The 13,929-nt window shown below is 45.5% G+C and carries 13 protein-coding genes; 1 reads left to right on the plus strand and 12 read right to left on the minus strand.

Going from position 1 to position 13,929, the window contains the following annotated elements; all coding sequences use genetic code 11:
- Positions 1-160: 160 nt before the first annotated feature.
- Positions 161-1,639: an Lsa family ABC-F type ribosomal protection protein gene (locus POF51_RS02325; RefSeq protein WP_069845079.1), complete on the minus strand. Its 1,479-nt coding sequence runs from the start codon at positions 1,637-1,639 to the stop codon at positions 161-163.
- A 450-nt stretch (positions 1,640-2,089) separates the two neighbouring features.
- Between POF51_RS02325 and POF51_RS02330 the strand changes: the two genes are divergently transcribed.
- The gene (locus tag POF51_RS02330) at positions 2,090-2,719 is read left to right on the plus strand and encodes a hypothetical protein (protein ID WP_069845080.1); all 630 of its coding nucleotides are present in this window, start codon (positions 2,090-2,092) and stop codon (positions 2,717-2,719) included.
- A gap of 129 nt (positions 2,720-2,848) precedes the next feature.
- Here POF51_RS02330 and POF51_RS02335 read toward each other — a convergent pair whose 3' ends face one another.
- The 11 genes from POF51_RS02335 to POF51_RS02385 all read right to left on the minus strand — a co-directional run bounded on the left by POF51_RS02335 (position 2,849) and on the right by POF51_RS02385 (position 13,927).
- Positions 2,849-3,697: a VOC family protein gene (locus POF51_RS02335; RefSeq protein WP_271753614.1), complete on the minus strand. Its 849-nt coding sequence runs from the start codon at positions 3,695-3,697 to the stop codon at positions 2,849-2,851.
- Between the two features lie 209 nt (positions 3,698-3,906).
- A complete protein-coding gene (locus POF51_RS02340; RefSeq protein WP_069845082.1) occupies positions 3,907-5,952 on the minus strand; it encodes a (Fe-S)-binding protein in 2,046 nt (681 codons plus the stop codon).
- An 85-nt stretch (positions 5,953-6,037) separates the two neighbouring features.
- Complete coding sequence (locus tag POF51_RS02345) at positions 6,038-6,853, minus strand: SDR family NAD(P)-dependent oxidoreductase (RefSeq protein ID WP_069845083.1); 816 nt, start codon at positions 6,851-6,853, stop codon at positions 6,038-6,040.
- 36 nt (positions 6,854-6,889) lie between these two features.
- Positions 6,890-8,041, minus strand: a complete 1,152-nt coding sequence (locus POF51_RS02350) for an acyl-CoA dehydrogenase family protein (protein WP_069845084.1) — start codon at positions 8,039-8,041, stop codon at positions 6,890-6,892.
- Between the two features lie 18 nt (positions 8,042-8,059).
- Positions 8,060-8,257 (minus strand): hypothetical protein, encoded by a 198-nt coding sequence (locus POF51_RS02355; protein WP_069845085.1) that lies wholly within the window; start codon positions 8,255-8,257, stop codon positions 8,060-8,062.
- A complete protein-coding gene (locus tag POF51_RS02360) occupies positions 8,254-8,997 on the minus strand; it encodes an SDR family NAD(P)-dependent oxidoreductase (protein ID WP_069845086.1) in 744 nt (247 codons plus the stop codon). The genes POF51_RS02355 and POF51_RS02360 overlap by 4 nt, the downstream gene beginning before the upstream one ends.
- A 15-nt stretch (positions 8,998-9,012) precedes the next feature.
- On the minus strand, positions 9,013-10,257 hold the full coding sequence (locus POF51_RS02365; protein WP_271753619.1) for an acyl-CoA dehydrogenase family protein: 1,245 nt from the start codon (positions 10,255-10,257) through the stop codon (positions 9,013-9,015).
- An 18-nt stretch (positions 10,258-10,275) separates the two neighbouring features.
- Positions 10,276-10,656, minus strand: coding sequence for a MaoC/PaaZ C-terminal domain-containing protein (locus POF51_RS02370; protein WP_069845087.1), 381 nt, complete (start codon positions 10,654-10,656; stop codon positions 10,276-10,278).
- 13 nt (positions 10,657-10,669) lie between these two features.
- Positions 10,670-11,077 (minus strand): FAS1-like dehydratase domain-containing protein, encoded by a 408-nt coding sequence (locus tag POF51_RS02375; RefSeq protein ID WP_069845088.1) that lies wholly within the window; start codon positions 11,075-11,077, stop codon positions 10,670-10,672.
- Positions 11,074-12,678 (minus strand): long-chain-fatty-acid--CoA ligase, encoded by a 1,605-nt coding sequence (locus tag POF51_RS02380; RefSeq protein ID WP_069845089.1) that lies wholly within the window; start codon positions 12,676-12,678, stop codon positions 11,074-11,076. The genes POF51_RS02375 and POF51_RS02380 overlap by 4 nt, the downstream gene beginning before the upstream one ends.
- 55 nt (positions 12,679-12,733) lie before the next feature.
- On the minus strand, positions 12,734-13,927 hold the full coding sequence (locus POF51_RS02385) for an acyl-CoA dehydrogenase family protein (RefSeq protein WP_069845090.1): 1,194 nt from the start codon (positions 13,925-13,927) through the stop codon (positions 12,734-12,736).
- Between the last annotated feature and the right edge of the window lie 2 nt (positions 13,928-13,929).

A 13,929-nucleotide genomic window follows, 5' to 3' on the forward strand; every position in this document is an offset into this window, starting at 1 on the left:
GATCTCCGCCATTCTTTCGTATCGTATTATCTAAAAATTACCACATTTCACTACTCAGTATTTCTTCTCGATTGCTCAAATTTCCCTTTCGACAAAAAAGAAGGTGAGGAAAACGAAACGGTTTTCCCCACCTTCTTCCTTTTAGACGCTTTTCGTCCTATTACAGTTCAACGATCTTTGTCGCGATGTTATTGCAAAATTCCCTGTCATGCTCTACAAAAAGAATCGTTGGCGAGTGTTCGAGGAGCAGCTCTTCGATTTGCATGCGAGAAATGACGTCAATAAAGTTTAGCGGCTCATCCCAAATATGAAGATGTGCTTTCTCGCAAAGACTTTTCGCAATGAGTACTTTCTTCTTCTGCCCGCCACTAAAAGCGGAGATATCCTTCTCGAATTGCACCCGGGAAAAATCCAGCTTGCGCAAAATTGATTTAAACAAGCTCTCTTCGATCCCGTTGTCTCGCGCAAAGTCAGTCAGATTGCCCTTTAGATGGGAAGTGTCTTGAGAAACATACGAGATTTTCAATTGACTCCCCTTTCTGAAGGTCCCCGTTTGTTGGATGTTCTCTCCGCAAATGAGCTTGAGAATGCTGGATTTTCCTGAACCGTTCTTTCCCGCCAGCGCAATGCGCTCTCCTTGCTCAATTGTAAAGTTGACATCTGCGCAGACGAGCTTCTCTCCGTAATAAATTGAGACCTTCTCCAGTTCGGCTAGTTGATTTTTATGATAAGCAAGCTGTGCAATTTTTAAGCTATCCTGGTTTTCAATGTTTTTCAGCAGCTTCGATTTTTCATCAATGGCGGATTGCTGTCTTTGCTCCATCGATTTGGAGCGCTTCATCATTTTCGCAGCCTTGTGGCCAATATACCCTTTGTCTACTTTGGAACCGGAATTCAATGTTCCATTTTTCGTCTTTTCCACAGCGTCTGACCAGTTGCTTGTACGTTTGGCTGCGTCCGACAATCGTTTAATGTCTTTTTTGAGCTTCTCATTCTCAGCGAGTTCATAGTTATCCTGTCGCTGTTTATTTTCCCACCAATCAGAGAAATTCCCTTTTTGCACCTCGATGTTCGTCTTGTTGATGGACAGGATGTGATCGACACAGTTGTCTAGAAATGCCCGGTCGTGGGACACCAAAATATAACCGCTTTTGGAATGGAGATAATCACTGACGAGCTCCCTTGCATGCATGTCGAGGTGATTGGTTGGCTCATCAATTAACAAAAAACTGTTTTCCTTTAGAAATAAGGCAGCTAACATCACTTTCGTTTGCTCCCCGTTAGACAAAGATTCAAAGGGACGATATAGAACATCCTCTGAAACCTTTAAGAGGGAGAACTCGCGCATTAATTCCCATAACTGATAGTCAGGGACAATGTCTTGAACGATATCAATGGTAAGATATTCTTTGTTCTCGACTTGGAAAGGAAAGTATTCAAAGCTGACATGCGCACTAATCTTTCCGCTGTATTCATATTTACCCAGCAACAGGTTGAGGAAGGTCGTCTTCCCTCTCCCGTTTCTTCCCGTAAACCCCAATTTCCAATCCGTATCGATTTGGAAGCTCACGTTTTCAAAAATGTTATCGAAACTGCCTTCATAGGCAAACGTCAAGTTATTTACATTGATTAATGACATACAATCATCCCCCTGTATGCAAAAAAATAGAAAAGCTACAAGAAAGTTACTCTCTTGTAGCTCAAATAAATACAGCAAATCCAACTCGAAAAATAAAGTCAGATAAGGATATATTGTTTGAGTGAAGAGCTATAAGTAACTTTCTTGCACATAAAGAATAAAACACGCGAAAGATATCGCTGTTTGTTTTATTTTTTAAGCAAGAAAATTATCCATTATACTCTTCAGCTCCAGTCATTAAGTTAACAGCATCATATCATATTCATTTGTACGTTTCAACAAGTGATTTTTCCGTTTTTTTACTGTGTTTCTATTGAAACCTCGTTTTTTTCGGGTACCTCTTGAACAAGAATTTTTTTCCATAAAAAGAAGGAAATTTCAAATGTGTTTAGAATTCTCATACTTATTGAAATCATTTTACTTATTGCATTTTTATGGAGGAGTTACACTATGAAAAAAGTGGTAAGAAGTTTGGGTATTCTCGTCTTGGCATCATCATTCCTGATCGTCCCGACTCAAGCAGCAGATGCGGTAGGAAAGGGAAAAGACTCTATCGTCCGTCCACAAAAATATATCTTTGAAGGAAACTGGCGGTACGGTGATACGTTAGTAGTGGCATACGATACTTTCTTTCCGAATGGATGGATTTCGATTGAAAAAGAGCCACATCGTGGAACACAGCGTGGCTATGAAATAGCGAAATATATTGTTGGCGCTAATTATGGGCAAGTGGAAAGAAGCCTAAGCTTTAACATCCCTTCTGGATGGGTAGAAATCGGTCGAGGTTATAACAGCAAGAGACAGGCTTATATTGATATCAGAAATGAGAATAAAAAACGGTACCAACCTCAAGAGCTGGAGAATAAATGGGTCGGTACCGGCCAGCCTGTACCATATGGCTGGGTCGTGGTAAATGTTAGTCTCTATGAAAAACATATCGTAAATATCACCAGTATCCCTACTGAATCCAGCATTGAAGCGGTCAAGCATCCTTCGCCAGCCTTTGCTTATGAAATCCCAAGAGGCTGGGAAATTACTGTAGATGGAGAGCATTCTCGAATTCTTACAAGAAAGTACTAATCATAACGGATACAATCTGTTACGAAATGAGATAATGAAACGACCTGTAGGTTGCACGATGGAAAACCATTCGTGCAACCTACAGGTCGTATTCGTTATTCGAAAGGAAAACTCTCCTGCGGCTTCCAATCAAATGTGCAGTTGAATCCGATTGCCAGAAGGATCCTCTGTTACAAAATGACCGCTCTCCTCCTGAACAGATGCGCCGATTTCTCTTAACTGAGTGATTACACGATGTCTCGCTTCCTCATTCGGGAACACCATGACAAACGATTCAAGTCCTGGGCTCTTAGGATGTGGCGGTGGAGCACCGACACCCGCCCACGTGTTTAACGCGATATGATGATGGTACTTTCCAGTGGAAATGAACAGTGCCTGTGCTCCATATCGGTTCACTACCTCAAAGCCAAGTCCTTTGGTATAAAAATGTTCAGCTTCATTCAACCTCGATACATGCAGATGAATATGTCCCATGATGGTACCAGCAGGCAGACCCTTCCACGCGCTTTCTTCCCCGCTGGACAACAAATCTGTAAAATTCAATGGATCCGTTGCCATGTCTACGATCCCTTCATGCCAATTCCACCTAGCTGGATCACGATCGGCATAAATTTCAATCCCATTTCCATCCGGGTCTGATAAGTATAGCGCTTCACTAACGAGATGATCCGAAGACCCGATACGCATATTCAACGCAGAGAAGTGTCTCACTACATTTGCCAAATCAGAGCGTTTTGGCAATAATAGCGCAAAATGATACAAACCTGTCGTATGATTTTGTTTCGGTACAGCGTCATGGAGTTGTTGGATGGATAGCAACGCGGTTTTGCCATCAGCAGTCAGTTCCGCCTTTGTGGCAGATTGGTTCAAGATTTTGAATCCGATCACTTCCTGATAATAAGCCAGGGAGCGATCCAGGTTTTGCACCTTGAGATTGACTTGTCGGACAAACGTATGGGGACTTTGATGAAAATTCATGAGCGTGTTCCTCCTCGCTTATACAAATGAGCGTTCTTCGTACTACTGTCAAGCTGACCATAAAAGACCGTCTCTATTCAATGGTGAAGGTGCGTTTTTAACTTACGATTTGTAATAAAGTTACTATATTATATCTAATGCCAATTGTCACGAAAAATCCTCCCCAAACAAAAAAAAGAGCAGTCTCTCGCTCTTTTTTCGTCGTTCTTTTAGATCGCTTTTTCCACGATTTCTGCAATGTCCAACGTTTTGACGAGATGCTCCATCTCCTTTGCCTTTGTCCCGTCACTCATCATCGTGAGACAGTATGGACAGTTACTGCCGATTGTCGTTGGATTCAGACGGAGTGCCTGCTCCGTACGCTCAATATTTACCCGTTTTCCTTGTGTTTCTTCCATCCACATCATCCCGCCGCCTGCCCCGCAGCACATCGCATCTTGTTTGTTGCGCGCCATCTCCAACACTTGAACGCCCGGAATGTGGGTAAGGATTTGCCGCGGGATATCGTAAATATCGTTATAGCGCCCAATGTAACAGGAGTCGTGATAAGCAATGGATTCTTCGACTTTCTTCGTCGGCTTGATCCGCCCTTCCTGCATCCACTTCCAGATCAATTCTGTATGATGATAGACTTCTGCCTCCAAACCGAATTCTGGATATTCATGCTTAAACGTGTTGTACGTATGTGGGCAAATCGTGACGATCTTCTTTACGCCATATCCTTGGAAGTTCGCGATGTTTTCCTGGCAGAGCTGCTGGAATAAAAACTCGTTCCCCATCCGGCGGGCTGTATCCCCGGAATTGCGTTCCTCATTGCCCAGAACAGCAAAGGAAATACCTGCCGTATTCATAATTTTGACGAAAGCCTGTGCGATCTTTTGACTGCGAAGATCAAACGATCCCATGGAGCCGACAAAGAACAAATATTCGAACTCCTCTACCTCACTCACGGTAGGCACATGGATGTCTTCCCGCCCCTCTCGCCACTTCAACCGTTCTTTACGGTTAATCCCCCAAGGATTGCTTTGTCGTTCGATATTTTGGAAATAACGAGATGCTTCATGCGGCATACTGCCTTCCGTTAACACGAGATAACGGCGCATATCAATAATTTTTTCCACATGCTCATTCGCTACCGGACATTGGTCCTCGCAATTTCTGCACGTCGTACAAGCCCATAGCTCTTCTTCTGTAATGACGTCTCCGATCAGTGCGGGAGCTTGCTCTGCGGTAACAGCCACTTCATCGTGCATCGGAAAGCTCCCTTTTACCTGCGCAAACACAAAGGATGGCATCCATGCTGTACGTGATGTAATCGCTGAGCCTTTTTCCGTCAAATGATCGCGCATCTTCACAATCAGATCCATCGGCGATAACGTTTTGCCTGTACCTGAAGCAGGACACATACTGGTACATCTGCCACATTCTACACAGGCGTACAGGTCGATCAACTGATTTTGCCGGAAATCCTCGATCTTTCCGACACCATAAGTCTCTTGCTTTTCATCCTCAAAATCAATGGATGTGAGCTTCCCAACAGGTTTGGTATCGCGCAACATGATATTTACAGGCGCGAATAGTACATGCGCGTGCTTGGATTGCGGGACATAGACCATAAACGCAAGTAGCGTAAGCAGATGAACCCACCAAAACAGATAGAACAGTGCACCAGCTATTTCAGGGCGCATGCCAGTGAAAAAGCTAGCGATCAAAGATGAGATGGGAGCATACGCCCCACCTGAATCTCCCAGCCATAGATGCTCAAAGGCCAAGGTAAAGAAAATCGAAAGCATTAGTGTTGTTAAAAAGATAATCACGAGCCCCGATTTAAACCCTCGTTTCAAACGCTTTACTTTCTCGATATAGCGTCGATAGTAGGCATACCCAACTGCCAGTAGCACGAGAAAAGTCGTAATCTCCTGACTGAGACTGAAAAACTTGTGAGCCTCTCCCATCGGGTATTCAAAGCCCTTGACGAACCCTTTGATAATGAGTTCAATCGCCCCAAACTGAAGAATGATGAAGCCATAAAACATGATGATATGCATGACACCGCTTTTCGGATCTTTCAGCAGCTTTGTTTGGCCGAATACTTGCGTGAAAAAATCATTGACCCGTATCGTTGCATCCTTTTTTAGGTTTGCTTTTTTGCCGAGCTTGATAAAGACGATTCGACTGTACACGATTTGTACGAATAAGTATGTGGCATACCCTGTTATAGCGAGAAATGCTACCAAGTTTAGGAAGGATAACATAGATGAACCTCCTCAAGTCAGACGGGCATATAATCGGAGCGACTTTTCATGCGCCGATTATATGCTTGGGAAGCCTAGTCTCTCCTTACGTATAAGATCCGCCGTTGATTTGCAGGACTTGGCCGTTGACATAATTGGAGAGCGGAGAAGCCAAATACAAAATGCCAGCGGCAGCTTCCTTCGCATCTCCAGGGCGCTTCTGCGGAATTTTATCGATAAACATATTTCGGACTTTCTCCGGAATGCCTAGCTGTACCCCGGCTATGACCTCAGCCTCTTCCTTCGGTTTTGTCAGTCGTGTATCAATAAAGCCAAAGGCAACCGCGTTAGCATTGATGTTGAATTTTCCCCACTCAAGGGCAACGACTTTTGTTAAACCGATAACGCCTGCCTTGGCAGATGCATAATTGGCTTGTCCCACATTCCCCCGGATTCCGGCTACGGAAGAAACGTTGATAATTTTTCTGTGATGAACAATGCCTTGTTCGATCTCTTCTTTGGCTGCATCCCGCATATAGGGGGCTGCTTCGCGGATCAGACGGAAAGGCGCCACGAGATGGATATCCAGAATGGTATAAAATTGTTCATCCGTCATGTTATGAATCATGTTATCTAAGGTAAGTCCGGCATTGTTGACTAAAATGTCTAGTCTTCCAAATTCGGAGATGGTTGTTTCGGTTATCTTTTTCGCGAAATCTGCTTCCGTTACATCCCCGCAAAACAAGACCGCTTCTCCGCCTTTTTGCTTGATTTCCGAGACGACTTCGGCTGCTGGTGCTTCGTCTTTATCGCTAACGACAACGCGAGCACCCTGTTCTGCAAGCATCAAGGCTGTTTCTCTTCCAACACCGCGTCCTGACCCTGTAACGATTGCCACTTGATTTTCTAACATGTTCTTCATAGAGACCTCCTTTTGGTATGTAAAATGAACTCCCCTTTATGAAAATGCTGATATCCCTAGGATCTCTCTTCCCATGATCAGTTTTTGAATCTCATTTGTTCCTTCCGCGATCGTAAAATAACGGATATCACGGTAGTAGCGTTCAACCGGAAATTCTTTTGTATAGCCGTAGCCACCGTGAATTTGCAACGCTTCTTCTGCGACTTTTAGTACCTTTTCTGTCGCGAAGTATTTGGCCATCGAGCATTCTACTTTGCATGGTTTTCCTTCATCGAGTAAATGACTCGCTTGGAGACCGAGCAGACGCATGGCACTCGTCAGCGTCACCATTTCACTGATTTTGGCTTGAATCAGTTGAAAGCTGCCGATCGGTTTACCGAATTGAACGCGTTCCTTGGCATACTTCACGGAAGCGTCTACACATGCTTGGGCAATTCCAGTACAGATAAAGGCAACCATCGCCCGTGCTCCATTCAGGAATTTCAGCCCCTGTCTCAAACCATCTCCGACGGTACCCAGCAGGTTTTCTGCCGGAATCTCACAATCTTCGAAAATGAGCTCAGCAAACGGGCAGCTCGTTGTTCCCATTTTTTCAATCGGCTTGGCTTGATAAGGAGAGATTTCTTTTTCAATGATGAAAGCGGCAATACCTTTATTCCCTTTGGATTTGTCCGTTTGGGCAATGACGATGCCGATTTCCCCTTCTACTCCGTTGGTGATAAACATTTTGGAGCCGTTCAGGACCCATTTGTCTCCTCGTCGCTCTGCCCGGGTTTGAATGCTGGATGTATCGGAACCGACATTCGGCTCAGTCAAGGCAAAGAACCCAAATTTTTCACCCTTCAGTAATGGTCCTAAAAACTTCTTACGCTGTTCTTCTGTTCCGTATTCGTAAATGTGCGTCAACACCGAGTTGGAGAGTCCCACTGTTGCGCGCAACGACGGCCAGACTCTTGATAGCTCCTCGATCATCGTGAAGTACGTCGTGTAAGTAAGCCCGTGGCCACCTGCTGCCTCAGGCAGTTGACCCCCGAGATACCCAAAAGGAACGAGTCGTTGCACAATTTCTTTTGATACTGCTTTGCCTGACTTCTCATAGCTATCTACCATTGGAAATATTTCTTTTTCCAAAAATTTGCGCACCGTATCTCGAATCATCGTTTGCTCATCGGTTAATGCGAGAGACATTATATTCACCTCTTTGTATCAGGTTGGTCTACTTTCAGGCTTGCTCGTTTCTTCTTTTTCTACAATTTCGACTTCCAAATGGATGGTGTCGCCTATTTTGAGCGGTCCGAGAAATCGCCAGGATTGAATACCTAACAAAGCGATCAGGGACGGAGATGTAAAGCATGTTCCTACCTCAAAATCTTCGAAGTATAAGCATTGTTCAGACATTTTCAACCGAATCGTCCTCCGGACACATGCAGGATATCACCTGAAATATAGGAAGACTCGTCAGAAGCGAAAAACAGAACAGCATTCGCTACATCATCAGGTAAGCCAACTCGTGGAATCGGCGTGTCTCTTTTTTGCAGTTCCTTGATCTTTTCGTATTTGGGATGGCTTTTTAACGTCTCTGTTTCAATAAGACCAGGTGCAATCGCATTCACATTTATGTTGTGCTTTCCTAGCTCCTTGGCAAGTGATCGGGTTAAGCCAATGATTCCTGCTTTTGCGGAGGAGTAGTTTGCTTGGCCTGGATTTCCCAGGTAGGCGCGGGATGAAATATTGACAATCTTCCCGTATTGCTGCTCGATCATATATGGAGCAGCATATTTCGCGCAAAGAAAGGCACCTTTCAAACATACATCCAATACTTGATCCCAATCATCCTCATGCATGTCTGTGATTTTCATATCCCGTACGATTCCTGCGTTGTTGATGAGTATGTCCACTCTGCCATACGCCTGTACGGTCTTTTCGATTAACTTTTCAGTATCCTCGGCTTTGGTTACATCCACTACCGAAGTGATGGCACGTCCCCCAGCCCGGTTGATTTCGAAAGCAGTCTCTTCACAAAGTTGGCTATGAATATCGGCTACGGTAACCAGTGCTCCCTCCTGGGCGAATTTTTGGATGATCGATTTGCCAATTCCTTTTCCTGCGCCAGTGACGATAGCTACTTTCCCTTGAAATCTCATTTCGTTCCTCCAGTTCTACTGAAAGCTTTGATCGCCTTGGAGCAAGCGTCTGGCAATCGTACGCTTTTGGATTTCCGTCGTACCGTCTGGAATTCGCAAGGTTCTTGCCCATCTCCATACTTTTTCCAGCTTCATTTCATTCGTTAAGCCCATGCCGCCGTGGATTTGCATGCATCTGTCGACGACGTTTTGCACCATTTCTGTGCAATAAGCTTTGATCATCGAGATTTCCTTAAGCGGGAGCTTTTCTTGATTTTCCATTTTCCAAGCGCAGTGAAGCAGCATATTTCGAGCCGCATAGATCTCCATCGCGCAATCTGCAAGCATGATTTGGATCGCTTGATGGTTCCCAATCGTGACGCCAAACGTCTTTCGTTCATTGGCGTATTGGATTGCTTTGTCCAACGCCCATTGTGCTGCACCCACACATAATGCTGCCATGACGATCCTTCCGAGATCAACGCCGTGCAAGGCTTTGCCGAACCCTTGATGCAAGTCCCCGATAATAAACTTTTCATGTACTCTCGCATTTTCCATGGAGATGATGCCTATGCGCGAGCCTAAGTGTCCCATATACGGAATAGATGAGGTAGCTACACATGTTTTTCCATCAAATGGGACAAGGAAGCAGGTAATTCCGCCCTTTCTTTTTTCCACCAATTCCGGATCGGTCACAGCAAAAATAATCCCGTATTTAGCGTAATGCGCATTCGTAATCCACTGCTTCGTACCATTTAGAACCCAGTAGTCGCCATCCTTCACCGCTTTCGTTTTGATTGCCCATACATCTGAGCCTGCGTCTGGTTCACTCAGACCAAAGCATAAGGTAGCCTCACCTTTTGCGATACTGGGTAATAGCACTGCCTTGGTATCAGGGTGCATGCCCAACAGCACAGGTGTCAGTCCGCCTGTAAACAGACCAGCAGGGAAAATCTCCATGACTAATGGATCTAGCCCGTATTTTTTCAAGATGGCTTCATGAATCAAAGCAACAGCGATCGGTCCAAATTCATCTCCCGTTCCCCCCAGCTCAGGATCACCAAACATCGTGTAAAATCCAGCTTCTGCTGATTTTAAGCGAACTTGTTTCAACGCCTCTTGTATCCCAGGTGAGTACAAGCCGTTTTCGTCGTAAAAATATCTTTCATTTTCCAGCTCTTTTTGATATTTCTTGCGAAGCGGTTCAATTTCTACTTCAACGAATCGATAAATCGCGGAGATTACCTCTTTGATTTCTTCAGAAACCTGAAAGCTGATCATGATTGATATCCTCCCCTGTTATCCTTTTCTAACTTCAAACTGGGCACTAACCTTTACTTCTCCTCCTTCATTGACGGCTTCTGCTTCACATAGCCAACGATCTTCCTTTTCAGCTACTACGGAGCCTTTAACAATGATTTTTTCTCCTGGTCGCGTCATGCCTCGAAACCGAACGGAGAACTTCAGGAGATCATCTGCATGAAACCACGTATGGATGGCTTGCCCGACAAAGCCCATGATCATCATGCCGTGTGCGATGACGCCACCAAGCCCTGCTTCTTCGGCAACGGGCACTACCGTATGAATAGGATTGAAATCACCTGAGGCCCCGGCATATCGTACGAGTTGGCTATGTGTGATTTCCTCTTTATATAGCGGTTCGAATGGTTTACCGATCATGTTCATTCACCCCCTAGTGCCTTTCGATGATGGTCGAGCGTCCAACGACGACGGTTTCACCATGTTGATTGACGAACTCTTTTTTGATGACGACGAAGGTCATGGCCGCTTTTGTGTATACGTCCTCCACTTCTCCATAAACAGTTATGTCATCCCCGATTCTGATTTTGCCTCGGTACTCATATTCCTGTCCTCCATGGAGAACTTTTTCAATTTTCAGACCAAGAATCTTCGAAATGGACTTTTGCGTACCCCAAAATTCGATGATAGTAGGAAAAGTTGGGGGAATGAACCCGTCCTCTACGTCAACGGACTGATTATTATCGAGTGCGCACAATAGCTCTCTGACTTTGCATCGCTCCACTTTATAAGTAAAGGGTTCTAGCTTGATCCCAACTCGATCGTCTTTTTGTTTGTTCATGAGTCTCCTCCCGCTCTAACTTCTTCGTCCACCAAAACTCTGCGGAGAATTTTCCCGACAGCCGATTTTGGCAGCTCATCTCGAAATTGGATGATGCGCGGTACTTTATAACGAGCCAGCCTTTGATGACACCACTCGAGAATCTCCTCTTCCGTGACACCTGGATACTTCCGTACGATGACCGCTTTTACCGTTTCTCCTCGGTATTGGTCTGGTATGCCGAAAACGCAAGCCTCGCTGACTGCCTCATGCTGATAAAGCACTTCTTCAATTTCCGAGGGATATACGTTGTAGCCGCTTGCGATGATCATCTCTTTTTTTCGTCCCACAATCGAAAAGAAGCCATCTTCCCCCATCGTTGCCAAGTCACCCGTGAAGAGCCATCCGTCCTTCAATACAGCTGCTGTTTCCTTTGGATTTCGCCAATATCCCTTCATGATGCTTGGCGCTTTGACAATCAATTCCCCGGTTTCGCCTGGGGGCAATTCGTGCCTGCCTGTTACTACATCCACGATCTTTGCATCACATTCTGGAAGCGGTATGCCAATCGTCCCTACTCGTATGGCGCCTGCAGTCGGTGTGCCATGTGTGACCAGACCCTCTGACAAACCATACCCTTCTATGATGTTCAGTCCGGTTTTTCGCTTGAATTGCTGCGCCACCTCGATTGGCAATGGCGCTGTTCCGGATTGGCACAGTTTGAAGCTGGATAGGTCATCTTTTTTCAAGTCTGGATGTTGCAGCAGCGCAACATAGAGGGTAGGCATGCCCGGAAAAATGGTCGGGCGGTACTGACGGATGACTTCTAATGCTTGATCGACTTTGAAACGACGCACAATGATATACGTGCCCGCTAACATCATGATTCTGTTCAAGGTCACGATGCCAAATATATGAAACAAAGGTGCAATACCTAACAGTCTTTCGCCGGGGATTTGCAATTGCTTTGAAATGACAGGAAAGTTCTGAAAAACATTGCTGATCAGATTGGCGTGAGTGAGCATGACACCCTTCGAGCGACCAGTCGTTCCACCTGTATATTGCAGAAGTGCTACATCTTCACTTGGCGCAATCTCCACATTTGTAGCGTCTGCGTGGTTTTCCGAAATCCATTGGTAGAAGGTTCCGCTCTCATCGGACAGAGTGTCAACTTGAAGGAAAGTGATCGATTCAGTCATTCCGGTTTGCTCCAGTTTGGCTCCTTGCACGCCCTCGCTCACGAACCAAATCGCACCGGAATCTTCTAGGATGTGCTTCAGTTCGTGAGTCGTATACATCGGATTTACCTGTACCACGATTCCGCCCAATCGGAGTATAGCGAATAAGGAAATCACATACTCGATACTGTTAGGTAGCATGATGGCTAGTCGATCTCCCTTTTGAAAACCCCGGTGCTGGAGAGCTGCTGCCAGCCGATCCACGACCTCTTTCAATTGGGAGTAGGTAAACGTTTTTCCTCCGTCTATTACTGCTTTTTCATCGGGATATTGACTTGCCGTCCGCTTGAAAAATTCATACAAGGAGATGGACGGAATTTCCACGAGGGGGGAAACTCCGTCTGGATAAAACGCATGCCAGGGTCGAATCTCAGCTTCCTTCATGCCAACTTCTCCTCCTAAAGCGATTTTCAGGTGGTTAAGGCTAACAGTTTTTTGCCTACATCCCGAGATTTTTCGCGATAATGTTTTTCATAATTTCTGTCGTACCACCGTAGATCGGCATGACAGCGACATCTCGATAGCGGCGGGCAATAGAGTACTCTTCCATGAAGCCGTATCCGCCATGAAGCTGTAGGCATCGGGCGGACATACGCCGCGCCATTTCGGTAATCGACCACTTTGCCATGGAGACTTGCGTCGTTACATTTTCGCCCTTCATATGCCGGTTTGTCAGATCATCGAGAAAGGTCTGTGCCATGGTGACTTCGGTCGCCATTTCGGCAATTTCGAACTGAGTGTTTTGAAAGGAACTGATCGGTTTTCCGAAAGCATGTCTTTCCTTTACATAAGCCATCGTCGACTTTAGCATTTCTTCGGCAACAGCCAAAGCCCCGATTGCAATCATGATCCGCTCTTGTTGCAGCTTATCCATCAAATAGTAAAAGCCCTTGCATTCCTCACCAAGCAGATTGGATACAGGGACACGTGCCTCCTCGAAGATCAGCTCTGCCGTATCAGTAGAATGCTGCCCCAATTTCTTCAATTTGCGACCGCGAGAAAAACCCGGTGTACCGTCCTCAACCAAGAGGATGCTGATCCCTTTGTGAGCAGGAGTGGCAGTTGGGTCTGTCTTGACGCAAATAAAGAACAGCCCTGCATTGAATCCATTAGAGATGAACGTTTTTTGTCCATTGATGATATAGTAGTCTCCATCTCGCACGGCCGTTGTCCGCATCCCCGCCAAGTCGGAGCCGATGCCTGGTTCCGTCATGCCGATCGCTGTCGTAATCTCGCCAGATACGCATTTGGGCAAGTACTTTTTCTTCTGCTCCTCGGTACCATAGCGTTCCAAATAGGGAACGATGATCGAACTGCTCATACTTGCTAAGCCGCCTACTCCAACCCGACTCAATTCTTCGGCCAGAACCATGTTAAAGCCAAAATCGAGTCCAAGTCCGCCGTACTCAGGAGCAACTTGCGGGCAGAGGAATCCTTGTTCGCCCATTTTTTGATAAAACTCGCGTGGAGTGAATTGCTCTTCCTCCCATTTCTCAATGTTCGGTACGGCTTCCTTTTCCAAAAACTTGCGAAGAGAAGTACGAAACATTTCATGTTCTTGCGTGAGAAAAGGTCGATTTCTTTTGAATAAATCGAACGTCGCTGGTTTCGATGCTGGAATGGTTTGAGACATGA

The sequence above is a fragment of the Brevibacillus sp. AG genome (assembly GCF_028369215.1).
Classification (GTDB): domain Bacteria; phylum Bacillota; class Bacilli; order Brevibacillales; family Brevibacillaceae; genus Brevibacillus; species Brevibacillus porteri.